This is a genomic window from Nocardiopsis halophila DSM 44494 (genome assembly GCF_000341245.1).
In the GTDB taxonomy this organism is placed as follows: Bacteria; Actinomycetota; Actinomycetes; order Streptosporangiales; family Streptosporangiaceae; genus Nocardiopsis_A; species Nocardiopsis_A halophila.
Window position 1 is genome coordinate 154 of record NZ_ANAD01000137.1, and the last position, 15,012, is coordinate 15,165.

The window sequence follows — 15,012 nt, forward strand, 5'->3', positions numbered from 1 at the left end:
CTGTCGTCGCTGCCGGTCGGCCCCGGCCGCTCACACGCCCGGCGGTCGGCAGTGCTGTCGCGTGGGTCGCTCCCGCCACTTCGTCGCCGCCTGTTGCCTGATCCGCAGGGGCGCAGCCGTCCGGGAGCGGGGCGCCGGGGTCGGTGGTGGTCGGCGGGCGGTGACGTCGTCGCAGCCGTTGAACGAGGGCTCCAGTAGGGTCCCGGTCATGACCGCCCCCCTTTCCCCCTTCGTCGAGGAGATTCCGACCGGGCGGACGCACCTCGCGCATGCCGCCATGGCGGAGCTGCGCCCCTTTCTCACCTCCGCGGACGCGTTCACCAAGACGGTCGACGACGTCCTCCGGCCCGAGGGGTACCGGCTGGCCGGGGTCTTCGAGGGCCCGGACCGTCCCGCCCGGGCCGTCGCGGGGTTCCGCATCGGCACCTCGCTGATGTGGGGGCGCTACCTGTACGTGGACGACCTGGTCACCGTCGCCGACGCCCGGGGCTCCGGGTTCGGGCGCATGGTGATGGACTGGGTGCGCGCCGAGGCCCGTGCCCAAGGGTGCGGCCAGGTGCACCTGGACTCGGGAACCGACCGCCACCCCGCACACCGGTTCTACCTCTCCTCCGGTATGCGCATCCCCGCCTTCCACTTCGCCGAAGTTCTGGACGACTGACCTGCCCCTATGGCCGCCGTCGGCCGGGCCCGGCCGGGAACGGGACGAACCCGGCCGGGCGGCGGGCAGGGGGTTCCCGTGGCCCCCTTTTCCGCACCATCTCCGCAGGTCCTTGCACTGACGTGGTGTCGATTCCCTCTGTCCGGACCTGAGCGGTCGCCGGGCGGTCGCCGTCCGGAGGTCGGTGGCCACGGCCCCGGACACGCGCGGGCCGATCCGCCATTGCGCACCATGCCCCGCAGTGTCTTTCGACGGTGATCGAAAACCGTTGCCCTCCGCGTTCTCCCACTGCAAGCATGCTCTGCGGCGCCGCCCCCAGCGGGCCCACATGCCGACTGCGGCCCTGCCGACGGACCTCGCGGCAGGGCCGCACGCGGTCGGCGCCCTGCCTCTTCCGCCCGCCCTTCCCGCCTGCCGCGGGCCGCGCGGTGCGGCCCATGCCACCCCCGGTGAAGGAGCCCATGCACCCCCGCGACGCCTCCCCGACGCCCCTGCCCGCCGCGGCGCCGCAGAGCGTGCCCTTGGGGCGGGCCCACCGCGCCGGCCACGTCGTGCTGTGCCTCTTCGCCGAGGTCGCCTTGGCCACCCCCCTGGCGGTCCTGGCCGCCGAGTTCCCCGCCACCGCGGCCGCGCTGGCCTCCCCCGAGCGGCTTCCGGTCCCGGCCTGGCTCGCCCTGGCCTGCCTGGGCATCGCCGCGGTCGGGCTGGTCACGGTCGCCGTCGGCCTTCTGCCCGCCGCGCTCGCCCGCTGCTCGGTCACCGTCGGGGGCACGGCTCTGGAGGTCACCGAGCACCCCTCCTTGTGGCGGTCCGGGCGCACCACCCGGGTCCCCTGGGAAGCGGTCCGGCTCGCCGTGTTCCGTACGGCCGAATTCCGGAGGAAGAAGGCCGCCGTCTCCCGCCCGGTGCTCGACCTGTTCACCGACCGCCCCTTCACCGCCCTGCCCGCCTTCGCCACGTCGCGCCCGACCGGCCCGGACGGCGCCCACGACGCCCACGGCCGCCCGGTCGGCTCCCACCTCCTGCGCATCGGGGCCTCCTCGGCGTCCCTGGAGGACGCCGTCCGGCAGGTCGCCGGACTCGCGGGGGCCCACCGCCCGGACCTGTTCCACCCGGCCCCGGGTACGGTCATCGGCCCCTCGGCCCCCTGGGCGACCCGGATCGCGGCCCCGGCATCCCTCTGCTACCTCGGCGCCTCCTTCATCGGACTGGCGGCGGCCGCCGTCGTCCAATTCTCGGTCCAGTGATGTGCGGCCGCCGAGAGGCCCCGCCACGGCGGCCCCGGCCGCGAACGGTCAGGATCCCGGGGGCCCACACCCTGTACCGGAACGCCTTCGCGGTCTGCCTCGCCGGCGCCGCCGTCCCCCCGGTCACGGTGGCGGCCGTCCTCCCCCTCCACCGGGAGACCGACGGCGTCGGCTGGGCCCTGCTTCTGGCATCGGCCGCACAAGCCCCGCTCGGACGGGCCGCAGGCCTGGTCGTGGCGCTGGCGGCGGTCGGCTTCCTGACCGGCGCCCTCCTGGCCCTGCCGGGGATACTCGCGCGGCGCGAGGTGGCCGTGGACGCGGACGGCCTGGTGCTCACCGAGCACGGCCTGCTCTGGCGGGAGGAGCGCGCGGCCGCCGTCCCCTGGGAAGACGTCGCGCTGGTCCTGCACCGGGAGGCCGTGGCGCACGCCGGCCCCCGGCCGCGCCGGTGCGGGGTCCTCGACCTGTTCCTGCGCCGACGGCCCATCGGCCTGCCCGGTTTCGCCCTCTGTGTCGGCGCCGGCCCCGAGGACGCGCGCGGCGGCGACGGGCGCCCCCTGGCCCCCTTCCTGCTGCGCCTGGGCGGAGGCGGTCCGTCGGCGGAGGACGCCGTCCGGACGACCGCCGCGCTGGCCGGCGTGCACCATCCGGAGCTGTTCCGTCCCGGCCCGGACGTCGCGATCGGCCCCGTCCGGGCCTCGGCCGCAGCGCCGGACGGGCGCCGCCTGGCCGCGGTGGCGGGCCTCGCCGCGGCCGCCGAGGCGACCGCGCTGGCCCTCCTCATCACCGAGGCCGCACGGATGTAGTCGCGGGGCGCGCAGGGAACCGCCCTGCGCCCGGCCCCGCCCGAACCACCGCACAAGGAGCACATCAATGATCACCGTCGCCCGCGTCGTCCTGCACCTGGTGCAGGCCGTCTGCCTCGGATTCGCCGTCATCGGCACCATCGCGACCATCGCCGCCAGTGACGACCCGGGCCCCAACGACCACCTGATGATCGGGTCGTTCACCATGTTCGGGCTCCTGGCGATCGCGTTCTCGCCCACCCTGTGGTCGATCCCACCCGTCGAGCGCAAGGGCGGAGCCCCCGCCCGGCAGGCACCCCCTCAGCAGGCGCGTTACACCGCCCCCGCCCCGCCGAACGGCCCCTACGGCGGGCAGGGGTGACCGGCCGCACACCCCGCCCGGACGGGACTGCGCCTAGATTCCACTCCATGAACGACGACACCTCCGGCGGGACGGCGCCCTCCGCCCCGCTCGCGACGACCGTGGCCGGGCAGGGCCCCGCCCTGCTGCTCGCGCACGGCGCGACCGGGAACACCGCCGACAACTTCGGCCCGATCATGGGGGCGCTGACCGCCCGGCGCACCGTCATCGCGCCGGACTACCCGGGCAGCGGCTCCACCCCGCGCGACCCGCACCCGCTCGACCTGGACGACCTCGCCGACCGGCTGGTGGCGGCCGCCGACCGGGCGGGCGCCCGGACCTTCCCCGTGCTCGCCTTCTCGATGGGCACCCAGGTGGCGATCCGCGCGGCGGCCCGCCACCCCGAACGGGTGGAAGCGCTGGTGCTCTCGGCAGGCCTGGCCGTCGCCGAGGGGGAGAACCGGCGGACCTTCGAGGCGTGGCGGGCCGAGATCGCCGCCGCCGGGCCGCCCTTCGACCCGCCGGGCGCCCTCGACCACGTCGACCTGCTGCTCTCCAACGACGTCCGCGGAGACCTGGCCTCGATCGACGTCCCCGTGCTGGTGATCAAGACCCTCAAGGACGAGCTGGTGCTCCCGGGCAACTCCGATGAGCTCGCGGCCGGGATCCGCGGGGCCCGCATCGCCGAGCTGTCCACCGGCCACCTCATCTGGGAGGAGGACGCCGAAGGCTGGGAGCGGCTGGTGACGGGCTTCCTGGACGAGCTCTGAGCCCCGGGCCCGGCCGAAGGGCGGAAGGCCCTGCCCTTGGGCCGGGTCGCGGTCGCTGAAGCGATGGAACGCTCGGCGGCCCGTGGCCTCGCTCGTGCCGACCGGGACGTCCGTCGACCGGTCCCCGGCGGTCGGGCCCCGGCGGTCGGCCGACGCAAGAGCCGTGGGGCGGCCGCTCGTGCCTCCCGGCCCAGGGAACAGCACCTCGCCCACGGCCGTGCTGGCACGAGGCCGGCCCCGCGACCGGCCACCGTTGCCCGAACGGCCGCGCGCATGCCTCTCCCCCCGCCGGCCAGGGTGTTTCCACGGCCGTCGAAACACCTTGCCGCCCCCTGCTCCCCTGCGGGCATCATGGGGACCGCACCGAGGGCGTCTCCGTCGTCCATCCCTCCTCTCCGTACGGCGGGGGCGTTCCCTCGGTCCCGTGATGCCTCCGTACCGGCGCGCGGATCGATCCCCCCCCGGTTCCGGCACCGCCCGGCGACCGGCGACGGAACCCCCCGGCACACGGCCGCGTCCGAAGTGACCGGGAACGGGAGCCCCGGCCGTTCCACGAGCCCCGGAGAGAACGCATCCCCCATGGACGAAGACGAACTCAAGAGGCGCGCCCGCGAGGCCCGCCGCAGGGCCCGCGGTACGGACCCCGGCGCGGGCCGCGACGAGGACGGCGGGGCGGACGTCCCCCGCGACGAATGGGGCGTGCCGATCGACCGCAGGCACGTGCGCTCCGGCCTGTACGCCCACGACTCCCGCTGGCTCCGGATGCTCTCCGGCCCCGGCCGCAAGGACTTCAAGGGCCTCTTCACGCTCAAGCGCCTCCCCTTCCTCCTCGTCGGGCTCGCACTGATGCCGGGCCTCGTCTACTACTGGGGCAGCAGGAACCTGAGCGTCTTCCTGGACCCGCCGATCTCGGTCGAGGGCGCCTCCGAGGCCGCACAGCCCGCCTGGCAGGCCCCGCTGGAGGACGCCCACGCCCCGTCCACCGGCGGCTCCCCCTTCGGGGAGGCCTTCGCCCTGTGGCCGGGCGGCGGGGGCGCGGTGCGCGCCGACCGCGCGGGGGTGACCGCCTACGGCGCCGAGGACGGTGAGCGGGCCTGGCGCTTCGATGAGGGCGAGGGCCTGTGCGCGGCGGCCGCCGGCACCGCCGGGGCCGACGGGGACCTGGGGCTGGTGCTCGTCGAGCGCGAGGGCGGGACCGGGGACGACGGCGCCGCCTGCGGCACACTGGTCGCCCTGGACCTGGACACCGGCGAGGAGCGGTGGCGCTGGTCGCCTCCGGACCTGGACGGGGTCGAAGGGCTGCCGCCGCGGGACGTCCGGGTCCGGGCCGCCGGTCCGCATGCGCTGGCCTCCTGGGGGCCGATGCTGGTCGGGCTGGACGCGGCCGACGGCGAGGTGCTCTGGGCCGAGACCGAGGTCCCCGGCCCCGGCGGCGACTGCGCCTCCCACCGCACGCGGGTCCTGCCGGACGGAGGCGGAACCGCCGCGCTCCTGGGGACGTGCGCGTCCGGCCCCGACGAGGGCGCCCCGTTCACCGCCGTCCTCGACATGGAGACGGGCGAGGTCTCCAGCGCCCAGGCCCTCCCCGACGACCTGCCCATGGACCTCCTGGCCTCGACCGCGCTCGTCAGCGCCGACCCGGTGGCGGTGGTGTACTCCTCGGCCGCGTCGCTCCTGCTGGACGACGAGGACGAGGGCGACGCGCCCGAGGACGCGCTCCTGGTCGCCGATGGCGAGGGCGGCTGGAGGCGCATCGCGGCGACCGGGGAGACGGGCGTGGGCGCCGTCGGCGGGGAGTGGAGCCTGAGCGATGCGGAGACCGCGACGACGGTGCACGACGGCGTGCTGTACGCCTCGCCCGGCGACTGGGAGACCGACGAGCGCGTGCTGGCGATCGACCTGGAGGCCGGAAGGGTGCTGTGGGACCGGCGGGTCGAGGACCACGACGTGCAGGTCGTCGGCGCGGACGGGGACCGGATCCTGGCGGTCGCCGAGTACGGCGACGGGGACGACGAGGTCGTCCGGGTCATGAGCCTGCCCGCTGACGGCGAGGGCAGCGCCCGGGTGCTCGCCGACGGACTGCCCGTGCAGCCCTACCGGTCGTGGGGCGCCGTCCGGACGGTGGAGATCGACGGCGGCTACGCCGTCGGCTCGCCCCCGATACCCGGCGGCTCCGACGACGCCGTCCCCCTCACCGCCGCACGCTGATCCACGGAGGGATCGGCGACCGCGGACCCCGCGGCGCCCCGGCCCCTGCGGTCCGCGGGAGGCGAGCGGCCGCCCCCGACCACGATGAACGAGGAACCCCTGCCCCGATGACGAACGACAGGCCCCCGGACGGGCGCCGCCCCGCCGTCGTGCGGCTCCGCCGCGCCCGTCCGCTCCGCGCCCGCTCCGCCGCCGGGGCCCTGCTCGTGGCCGCCGGCGCCGGGGCGGCCTTCGCGTTCACCGACGCCAGGGCGGCCGTGCACATCCTCTTCGGCGGGGAGGCCGGGCCCGCCCTGACCGCGGTGCTCCTGCTCTGGTTCGCGGGCCTGGCCTCCTTCGCGCTGTATCCGCTGATCGCCCTGCCGGGCCTGTCGGCCCGGCGCGAGGCGGCCGTCGGAGCGACCGGCATCGAGATCACCGAGCGGGGGCTGCTGTGGCACCGCGGCCGACGGATCACGGTGCCCTGGGACGCGGTCACCGCCGTCGTGCCGTGCACGGGCCCCTGCTCCTCGGCGCGGCGCGACCGCCTGTGGCGCATGCTCGACCTGCACCTGCGCCGTCCTGTCCAGGGGGTGCCTCCGTACGCCCGGACGTCTCCGGCCGGGCCCGGGGAGAGCGGCGCGCACCGGCTGCGCCTGGGCGCAGGCGCGGCACCCATGGAGGACGCGGTCCGGCAGGTCGCCGAGCTGGCGGCGGTCCACCGCCCGGACCTGTTCGCCTCCCCCGACCGCGCCGCGAAGGGCTCCGGGCGGCCGTGGTTCACGCCGTCCCGTCCCGCTTCCCCGGCCGCCGGCCCCCTTCGGCCGCCGTTCCCGCGCGCTCCCGAGGGGCCGGTCACGGTCTCCTACGACAAGGGCGTGCTCCTCCCGGTCGGTTCCGTCCTCGGGCAGGCCGCCGTCCCCGCCGCCCTCGCCCTGGCGGCCGCCGACCCGTTCGGCTGGCCGGGCGGTGTGCGCGTCGCCGTGGGGGTCGTCCTCGGGCTCCCGTTCCTCGTGTGCCTGGTCACCCTGCCCGTCTCGCTCTTCCGGCTGCCCCGCTCGCTGGGCCGCCGGAGCATCGCCGTGGGGTCCGAGGGCCTCGTGCTCACCGGGCGGCGCCGCCTGCGGCCGTGGACCGCGCAGCGCACCTCCCTCCCCTGGCACCGGGTGCAGGCGCTGACCGCGCGCCGCGTGGGCGGTCCGGACGGGCATGTCCAGGTCGCCGTCCTGGTGGGCCCCGACGGCGCAGACGCCCCACCGGTCGATCCCGGTACCGGGCTCCCCTTGGCCGTCTCCCTGCACCACCACCCCGGGGGCCTGCGCGAGGCCCCTCCCGGAGCGGAATTCCCGGTGACGGTGCTGCGCACCCGGCCCTACCGGGGCGAGGAGAGGGGGCGCGCCCTGTGGGAGGGGTTCGCCCGGGGCGGACCCGCGCCCCGCACCGTGCCCCCGCACCAGCTGCGTGCGGCCCTGGCGGCCTTCCGTCCCGACCTGTGCCGGGGCTTCGAGGACCTGTGGGGGGCCACGGCCCCCTCCCACCGCTGACCACCGAGGAGAGAAGCCCGTGAACATCGCACTGCGCATCGTTCTGCACGCCCTGCAGGTCATCTGCCTGATCATCGCCGTGTTCGGGGGCGTCTCCATGCTCGTGTTCGCCACCAGCGGCGAGCAGATGGTGGCCGAGGACGTGCTGATCTCGAACACCTTCATCATCTTCGCCGTGCTGGCGCTGGTGTTCTCCCCCTCGAAGTGGACGCTCAAGCGGCAGAACGTCGGGACCGGCGCGGACAAGGCTCCGCAGCCGCACCCCGGCCAGGTCCGCCCCGGCGCGCCGAACGGCGCCCCAGCCCCGCAGGCGCAGCAGGCCCCCTATCCGCCGCAGGGCGGCGTCGGCCGCTACTGAGACGCTGCTGAGGCGCTACCGGGGTTCGCGGCCGGGCGGGAACGGAGGATTCACCGCTCCCGATCGCCGCGCCCGTTCCATGAGTCCTGAACGAGCCCTGAAACGGCGAGCGGCCGGGCGGGAGCGGTGTCCGCTCCCGCCCGGCCGCCGTGGAGGACCGGTTCCCGCGCGCCCGGGGGATCAGGCGTCCGCGGGGATCCACTCCTTCCACATGTCCGGGTGCTCCTCGGCCCAGGCGGCCGCCGCCTCATCGTGGGACATGCCCTCGTCGGCGATCATCTTGGCCACCTCGTCCTGGTCCTCGTTGGTCCAGGTCCAGTTGTCGAGCAGCCGGTAGGCGGGCGAGTCCGCGTCGGCGAAGGGCTTGGCGAAGACCTTGTTGAGCTCGTACTCGGGGTAGTCGCAGGCGATGTCCTCCGAGTCGATCTCGCACAGGTCGACGTACTCGGGGAACTCCACCTTCACCAGGTCCATCTCCTCCTGCAGCCACTGCGGCTCGTAGAAGTAGAACAGGACCGGCTCCTCCTCGGCGTAGGCCGCCTCGACCTCCGCGATCTGCTCCTCCTCGGACCCGGCGTACTCGATCTCCAGGTCCAGGCCGAAGTGGTTGATCATTCCCTGGTCCTGGGTGACGAAGGTGGGGTCGGCGCCCAGGAACCGGCCGGGGCCCTCGCCCGCGCCGGTGCGGAACAGGTCGGTGTGCTCGGCCAGGCCCTCGTACGTGGCGACCTCGGGGTACTCGTCCACCACGTACTGGGGCACGTACCAGCCGATGCGCCCCTCGTTGCCGTTCGGGCCGCCGTCCACCACCAGGGGGCTCTCCTCAGCGCCGTACAGCTCCATCAGGTCCTCGTGGCCCCAGTTCTCCAGGATCACGTCGACCGACCCCTCGGCCATCGCGTGCCAGGAGGACACCTCGTCGTCCTCCACGTACTCGACCTTCCGGTCCAGCTCCTTCTCGATGAGGTAGGACAGGACGGCGGCCGAGGCCTCGTAGCCCACCCACCCGTTGACCGCCATGCGGACGGGGGCCGAGCCGTCGGAGCCGCCGGCGTCGCCGCCGCCTTCCTCCGCGCCGCACGAGGCGGCGAGCGCGGCCGCGAGGGTCAGGGCGAGGGCCTGCACCGCCCTCGAGGGCGTGGTCGGTCGGGTGGGGACTGCGGACATGGGGAAACCGCCTCGGTGATCGTCTCGGGTTCGGGGCCGGGCACGGGGACGTCCGGCCGACAACCGGACAGACATGTGCGGCGACGGGAACACCGCCCGTCGCCGCACATACCAGACAATTCTAGGGATCCGCGCGGGTCACGCGTCCGCGGGGATCCACTCCTTCCAGACGTCACCGTTGTCGGTGACCCACTTCTCAGCCGCCTCCTCGGGGTCCATGCCCTCGTCGGCGATCATCTTGGCGACCGCGTTCTGGTCCTCGTTGGTCCACTTCCAGTTGTCCAGCAGCTGGTAGGCGACCGAGCCCTCCTCCGCGAAGTCCTTGCGGAAGATCTTGTTCAGCTCGTACTCGGGGTAGCCGCAGGAGACGTCGTCCTCGTCCTCGGCGCAGCCGTCCTCGTACTCGGGGAACTCCACGTGCACCAGGTCGAGCTCGTTGTGCAGCCACTGCGGGTCGTAGAAGTAGGCCAGGAACGGCTCCTCCTCCTCGTACCGCTCCTGCATCTCGGTGATCTGGGCGGCCTCGGAGCCGGCGTGCACGATCTCCAGGTCCATCTCGAAGTGGTTGATCATGCCCTGGTCCTGGGTGACGAACGCCGGGTCCGCCGCCAGGAACTCGCCCTTGTCGCCGCTCTCGGGGGTCTGGAACAGGTCGGTGTTGTCCTTGATCCCCTCCCAGGTGGCCAGCTCGGGCTTGTCGTCCACCAGGTACTCGGGCACGTACCAGCCCAGGGTGCCGATGTTGCCGTTCGGGCCGCCGTCCACGACGGTGTCGTTGCCGTCGGGCCCGTACTGCTCCATCAGGTCCTCGTGGCCCCAGTTCTCCACGATGACGTCCAGGTCGCCGTCGTTGAGCCCCTGCCAGGAGGGCTGCTCGTCGAGCTTCTTCTGCTCGACCTTGACGCCCGCCTCCTCTTCGAGGAGGTGCGCCAGGACGGCGGCGGAGGCCTCATAGCCGACCCAGCCGTTGACGGCGATGTTCACCGTCTCGTCGCTGCCGGAGACGTCGCCGCTGGTGGCCCCGCCGCAGGCGCTCAGCATGGCGACGGCCGAGGCGGCCGCGACGCCCTTGAGCGCGAAGGAGGCGGTACGGGGGGAGATGGGGGAGGTGGTTCTACGCATTGTTCTTCCTACCTTGGGTCATGCGGTCGAGGAGGAGGCCGAGGCACACGATGGCCAGGCCGGCGGTCAGTCCCTGTCCGAACTCGTTCTGCTTGAGGCCGAAGACGACGTCGTATCCGAGCGCGCCGCCGCCGACCAGGGCGCCGATGACGACCATGGAGAGGATGAGCATGATCGCCTGGTTGACCGCCATCAGCAGTGCGGACCGGGCGAGCGGGAGCTGCACCTTGGAGAGCAGCTGGCCCCGTGAGGAGCCCAGGGATCGGGCCGCCTCAACGGTGTTGGCCGGGACCCCGCGGATCCCGTCGTTCACCAGCCGGATCACCGGCGGGAGAGCGAAGACCACGGCGGCGACCAGCGCGGGGACGCGCCCCACGCTGAACAGCGCCACGGCCGGGATGAGGTAGACGAAGGGCGGCAGCGTCTGCATGGCGTCCAGCACCGGGCGCAGCACGGCGGCGAGCCGGTCGTTGCGCGCCATGGCGATGCCCAGCACCAGGCCCAGCGCCACCACCAGCACGGCGGCCAGCAGCACCTGGGACAGCGTGTCCATGCCGTTGCCCCACTGCCCCATCAGGCCCACGGCCAGCAGCGACAGCGCGCCGACGGCCGCCGCGCGGCCCCCGGCGAACAGGTACCCGAGCACCGCGGCGGCGGCGATCACCAGCCACCACGGAGGCCCGGCCAGCAGCATGTGCAGCGGTTCGAGCACCCAGACCACGGTCCAGTCGCCCACCAGGGAGGTGAAGCCGCCGATGGCGTCCTTGAGCGCCTCGTAGAAGGCGTTCACCGGGCCGGCGAGGTCCAGCTGCCAGGCGCGCGGCCACCCGTCGGGGGCGCGCAGCGGCGTGGGCAGCAGGAACACGGCCAGCGAGGCCACCAGGGCGCCGGCGAAGGCGATCCGCTGCCACGGGGCGGGCAGGGGGCGCCCGGCGCCCATGGCGCCGGTGACCCGGTCCATGGCGATCGCCAGCATGACGATGGCCAGGCCGGCCTCCAGCGCGCGGCCGATGTCGCCCTTCTGCAGGGCCTGGTAGATGGCGTCGCCCAGGCCGCCCGCGCCGATGACCGAGGCGATGACGACCATGGACACGCCCAGCATGATGGTCTGGTTGACGCCGAGCATGATGGTGCGCTTGGCCAGCGGAAGCCGGACCTTGGCCAGCATCTGCCACCGGGTGGAGCCCAGCGACTCGGCGGCCTCGACCGCGCCCTTGTCGACGCCGCGCAGCGCCATGGAGGTGATGCGCACCGCCGGGGGCAGCGCGTAGATCGCGGTCGCCACGGCCGCCGAGGGGTTGCCGATGCCGAAGAGCAGCAGCATCGGCATCAGGTAGGCGAAGGCCGGCATGGTCTGCATGAAGTCCAGCACCGGCCGCAGCGCCCGCTCCACGCGGTCGCTGCGCCCGGCCCACACGCCCAGCGGCAGGCCCACCACCAGCGCCAGCGCCACCGCGGCGGTGATCAGCGCCAGGGTGAGCATGGCCTCGTCCCACAGGCCGGTCAGCCCGAAGACCGCGAACGCGGCCGCCACGACGAGCATCACCCGCCACCCGGCCAGCCGCCAGGCGCCCAGGGCGCCGATCACGGCGACCCCGGTCCAGGTCAGCGTGGCCAGCAGGTCGGAGATGAGGACGACGGCCGAGCCCAGGTAGACCGACAGGTAGTTGAAGCCGTAGACGAACAGCGGGCTGGTGTCCCGGTTGGAGACCACCCAGGAGTAGAGCTCCTTGAGCCAGCCGTCCAGCGCCTCCCCGGGCCCGCCGGGGAAGGCGGTGGCGCTGCCGGGCAGCGGCAGGGCCGCGGCCACGGCCAGCACGGCCACCACCGCGGCGGCCTGCACCCAGGTGCGGGACAGGGCCGCGCGCAGCGCCGGGGCCGGTTCGGGGGCGGGGGCGGCGGCCGTCTCCGCGCGGTCCGCACCGCCCGGCCCCTCGGTCCCGGGGGTCTCAGGGCTCTCAGGGGTCTCGGAGGTCACGGTGGGAGCGGACATGCTCACACCCCCGCGGTGGCGGCGGGCGCCTGCGCGCGGTCCTCGGCGATGACGCGCAGCAGGTCCTCGCGGCCGACGACGCCCAGCAGGCGGCCGTCCTCGGTGACGCGCACCGGCGCCGTGGCGCCGGCGGCCGCCGCGACGGCCTCCCCGGCCAGCGTGGAGGGGGCGGCCTCGGGGCCGTCCAGCGGCTCGTCGTCGCGGGCGGGGCGCATCAGCGAGCGCAGCGTCAGCACCTCGATGCGCGCGACGTCGGAGACGAAGTCGCGGACGTAGTCGTCGGCGGGGGCGCCGACGACCTCCTCGGCGGTTCCCACCTGCACCAGGTCGCCGTCGCGCATGATCGCGATGCGGTCGCCGAGCTTGAGCGCCTCGTCCAGGTCGTGGGTGATGAACACCGAGGTCTTGCGCAGCTCGTTCTGCAGGCGCAGCACCTCGTTCTGCATGTCCCGGCGGATCAGCGGGTCCAGGGCGCTGAAGGGCTCGTCGAAGAGCAGCACCTCGGGGTCGACCGCCAGGGCGCGGGCCAGGCCGACGCGCTGCTGCATGCCGCCGGAGAGCTGGCCGGGGCGGGAGGACTCGTATCCGGACAGGCCCACCATCTCGATCATCTCGGAGGCCCGGGCGTGGCGCTCGGCCTTGGACGCGCCGCGCACCTCCAGCCCGTAGGCGACGTTGTCGATGATGGTGCGGTTGGGGAGCAGGCCGAAGTGCTGGAAGACCATGGCCGCCTTGCGGCGGCGCAGCTCGCGCAGCGCGGCCGGGGACATCTGCCGGATGTCCTCGCCGTCGAGCAGCAGCGAACCGGAGGTCGGCTCGATGAGCCGGGTCAGGCAGCGGATGAGGGTGGACTTGCCCGACCCGGACAGGCCCATCACCACGAACGTCTCGCCCGGGCGGACGTCGAAGGAGACGTCGCGCACCGCGATGGTGCAGCCGGTCGCCTCGCGGACCTCCTCACGCGGGCGGCGCTCGTGCTCGCCTCCGATGATGCGCTCGGCGCGCTTGCCGAAGATCTTCCACAGGTTCTGGACGGAGAGCTTGGCCTCCCCGTCGGCGGGGGTATTCGGTTGTTCGCTGTTGAGTTGTGGATCGTTCACTACGGAACTCATGACAGAAAGCCACCTCTGAGGGCCGCCCTGCGCACCACCGCACAGGGCGGTGCGCAGGGCGGCGCGTCGTCGGGTTCAGGGGCGCCGGGAGGGCCGGCGCCCGGTCGGGGGGACGGTCGGGGACGGGCCGGCCGCGCTAGGCGCGGTCGGCGCGGATCAGGTCGGCCGCACGCTCGCCGACGGCCAGCACCGTGACCATCGGGTTCGGCGAGGGCATGCTCGGGAAGACCGAGGCGTCGGCGATCCGCAGGCCGCGCAGGCCGCGGACCTTCAGCCGCGGGTCCACGACCGCGGCACCGTCGTCGGCGGCGCCCATCTTGCAGGTGCCGGCCGGGTGGTAGACGGTGTGCGCCGCCCGCCGACCGTACTCCGACAGCTGCTCGTCGGTCACCACGTCCGGCCCCGGAGCGACCTCGCGGGCGATCCAGGACTTGAACGGCTCGGTCTCGGCGATCTTCCGCGCGATCTTCAGCCCGTCCACGATGGTCTGCTCATCGTAGCCCTCGGGGTCGGTGAAGTAGCGGAAGTCCAGGGCCGGCTTCTCCCGGGGGTCGGAGCTCTTCAGCCAGAGCTTCCCCCGGGAGCGCGAGCGCGGGATGTTCGGCGTCATGCACATGGCGCGCTTCCACCCCGGCGACTCGTAGCCCAGCCGCTTGGTGTTGTCGTCGAAGGGGATCTGGTACGTGTGGAACATCAGGTCCGGGCGCGGATCGGACTCGTCGCGCCGGATGAACAGCGCGCCGTCGGAGTGCATGACGGTCTCGTCCGGAACGTCCCGTTCGGTCTCCCACATGATGATGGACTCCGGGTGGTCCATCAGGTTCTCCCCGACGCCGGGCAGGTCGTGCCGCACGTCGATGCCGACCTGCTCCAGGTCGTCCTTGGGGCCGACGCCCGAGAGCATCATCAGCCGCGGCGTGTCGATCGCCCCGGCGCTGAGGATGACCTCGCTGTCCGCCGAGACGGTCACCCGCTCGCCGTCGGAGGTGACGACCTCGACGCCGGTGGCGCGGTCGCCGTCGAAGACGATCCGCTCGGCCCAGGTCTCCAGCATCAGCGTCAGGTTCTCCCGCACGTCCATGACGGGGTGCAGGTAGGCGACCGACGCCGAGGAGCGCCGCCCGGTGTAGGGGTCGTAGGCGATCGACAGGAAGCCGACGCCGTCACGGAACCCGCCGCCGTGCGAGGTCTCGGCGTTGAAGTCCTCCACCACCGGCACGCCGGTGGCCTCCGAGGCCGCCTCGACCCAGTCCTTGACCAGGTCGTTGCGGTCCTTCTCGGCGATGGGGACGATGTTGTTCTTGATCCGGTCGGCGTAGGCCTGGACGGTGGCGTTGTCCCAGCCCTCGGCGCCGGCCGCCACCCACTCGTCCAGGTCCTGGGCGAAGGGGCGGAAGCTGATCAGGGTGTTGTGCGAGGAGCAGCCGCCGAGCACGCGGGCGCGGGAGTGCACGATGTGCGAGTTGCCGCGCGGCTGCTCGGTGGTGGTGTACCCGTAGTCCAGGTCGCTCTCCAGCAGGCCCAGCCACTCGCGCAGGTTCAGCACCCGGTCCAGGTCGCGGTCGGAGGGGCCGCCCTCGATCACGCAGACGCTGACCGAGGGGTCCTCGGTCAGGCGGTTGGCGATCACCGAGCCGGCCGTGCCGCCGCCGACGATCACGTAGTCGTAGGTCTTCGCGTTCTGAGTCATGGACGCTCCATGTCT

Annotated in this window: 13 protein-coding genes; 8 read left to right on the forward strand and 5 right to left on the reverse strand. The window is 74.0% G+C overall.

Annotated features, from left to right (window positions below; genetic code table 11):
* Window positions 1-208 precede the first annotated feature (208 nt).
* The 8 genes from D450_RS0116035 (at window position 209) to D450_RS0116070 (ending at window position 7,913) form a co-directional block, all read left to right on the forward strand.
* Entirely contained in the window at window positions 209-661 is a 453-nt protein-coding gene (locus D450_RS0116035) for a GNAT family N-acetyltransferase (RefSeq protein ID WP_017539677.1), read from the forward strand.
* A 461-nt stretch (window positions 662-1,122) separates the two neighbouring features.
* Window positions 1,123-1,908 carry a hypothetical protein gene (locus D450_RS0116040; protein WP_017539678.1) on the forward strand — a complete coding sequence of 262 codons (786 nt, stop codon included), beginning with the start codon at window positions 1,123-1,125 and terminating at the stop codon, window positions 1,906-1,908.
* Between the two features lie 128 nt (window positions 1,909-2,036).
* On the forward strand, window positions 2,037-2,714 hold the full coding sequence (locus D450_RS0116045) for a hypothetical protein (protein WP_241483180.1): 678 nt from the start codon (window positions 2,037-2,039) through the stop codon (window positions 2,712-2,714).
* A 67-nt stretch (window positions 2,715-2,781) separates the two neighbouring features.
* Window positions 2,782-3,075 carry a hypothetical protein gene (locus D450_RS0116050; protein ID WP_017539680.1) on the forward strand — a complete coding sequence of 98 codons (294 nt, stop codon included), beginning with the start codon at window positions 2,782-2,784 and terminating at the stop codon, window positions 3,073-3,075.
* 47 nt (window positions 3,076-3,122) lie between these two features.
* Entirely contained in the window at window positions 3,123-3,824 is a 702-nt protein-coding gene (locus D450_RS0116055) for an alpha/beta fold hydrolase (protein ID WP_017539681.1), read from the forward strand.
* Window positions 3,825-4,403: 579 nt separating this feature from the next.
* Entirely contained in the window at window positions 4,404-6,032 is a 1,629-nt protein-coding gene (locus tag D450_RS0116060) for an outer membrane protein assembly factor BamB family protein (RefSeq protein WP_026128590.1), read from the forward strand.
* Between the two features lie 107 nt (window positions 6,033-6,139).
* Entirely contained in the window at window positions 6,140-7,555 is a 1,416-nt protein-coding gene (locus tag D450_RS31855; protein WP_017539682.1) for a hypothetical protein, read from the forward strand.
* 19 nt (window positions 7,556-7,574) lie between these two features.
* Complete coding sequence (locus tag D450_RS0116070; RefSeq protein WP_017539683.1) at window positions 7,575-7,913, forward strand: hypothetical protein; 339 nt, start codon at window positions 7,575-7,577, stop codon at window positions 7,911-7,913.
* Window positions 7,914-8,093: 180 nt separating this feature from the next.
* Here D450_RS0116070 and D450_RS0116075 read toward each other — a convergent pair whose 3' ends face one another.
* The 5 genes from D450_RS0116075 to D450_RS0116095 all read right to left on the reverse strand — a co-directional run bounded on the left by D450_RS0116075 (window position 8,094) and on the right by D450_RS0116095 (window position 14,997).
* Complete coding sequence (locus tag D450_RS0116075) at window positions 8,094-9,080, reverse strand: glycine betaine ABC transporter substrate-binding protein (RefSeq protein WP_241483181.1); 987 nt, start codon at window positions 9,078-9,080, stop codon at window positions 8,094-8,096.
* Between the two features lie 138 nt (window positions 9,081-9,218).
* Window positions 9,219-10,202 carry a glycine betaine ABC transporter substrate-binding protein gene (locus D450_RS0116080; RefSeq protein ID WP_017539685.1) on the reverse strand — a complete coding sequence of 328 codons (984 nt, stop codon included), beginning with the start codon at window positions 10,200-10,202 and terminating at the stop codon, window positions 9,219-9,221.
* Complete coding sequence (locus tag D450_RS0116085; protein WP_017539686.1) at window positions 10,195-12,201, reverse strand: ABC transporter permease; 2,007 nt, start codon at window positions 12,199-12,201, stop codon at window positions 10,195-10,197. The genes D450_RS0116080 and D450_RS0116085 overlap by 8 nt, the downstream gene beginning before the upstream one ends.
* Entirely contained in the window at window positions 12,198-13,307 is a 1,110-nt protein-coding gene (locus D450_RS0116090) for a quaternary amine ABC transporter ATP-binding protein (protein WP_039820586.1), read from the reverse strand. Before D450_RS0116090 ends, D450_RS0116085 begins: the two co-directional genes overlap by 4 nt.
* A gap of 136 nt (window positions 13,308-13,443) precedes the next feature.
* Complete coding sequence (locus D450_RS0116095) at window positions 13,444-14,997, reverse strand: GMC family oxidoreductase (RefSeq protein WP_017539688.1); 1,554 nt, start codon at window positions 14,995-14,997, stop codon at window positions 13,444-13,446.
* Window positions 14,998-15,012: the final 15 nt, after the last annotated feature.

What these genes read in the sequence shown, in the direction of transcription:
- D450_RS0116035 (WP_017539677.1), top strand. Translation starts at nt 209, where the DNA reads ATGACCGCCCCCCTTTCCCCCTTCGTCGAGGAGATTCCGACCGGGCGG.
- D450_RS0116040 (WP_017539678.1), top strand. Translation starts at nt 1,123, where the DNA reads ATGCACCCCCGCGACGCCTCCCCGACGCCCCTGCCCGCCGCGGCGCCG.
- D450_RS0116050 (WP_017539680.1), top strand. Translation starts at nt 2,782, where the DNA reads ATGATCACCGTCGCCCGCGTCGTCCTGCACCTGGTGCAGGCCGTCTGC.
- D450_RS0116055 (WP_017539681.1), top strand. Translation starts at nt 3,123, where the DNA reads ATGAACGACGACACCTCCGGCGGGACGGCGCCCTCCGCCCCGCTCGCG.
- D450_RS0116060 (WP_026128590.1), top strand. Translation starts at nt 4,404, where the DNA reads ATGGACGAAGACGAACTCAAGAGGCGCGCCCGCGAGGCCCGCCGCAGG.
- D450_RS31855 (WP_017539682.1), top strand. Translation starts at nt 6,140, where the DNA reads ATGACGAACGACAGGCCCCCGGACGGGCGCCGCCCCGCCGTCGTGCGG.
- D450_RS0116075 (WP_241483181.1), bottom strand. Translation starts at nt 9,080, where the DNA reads ATGTCCGCAGTCCCCACCCGACCGACCACGCCCTCGAGGGCGGTGCAG.
- D450_RS0116080 (WP_017539685.1), bottom strand. Translation starts at nt 10,202, where the DNA reads ATGCGTAGAACCACCTCCCCCATCTCCCCCCGTACCGCCTCCTTCGCG.
- D450_RS0116090 (WP_039820586.1), bottom strand. Translation starts at nt 13,307, where the DNA reads ATGAGTTCCGTAGTGAACGATCCACAACTCAACAGCGAACAACCGAAT.
- D450_RS0116095 (WP_017539688.1), bottom strand. Translation starts at nt 14,997, where the DNA reads ATGACTCAGAACGCGAAGACCTACGACTACGTGATCGTCGGCGGCGGC.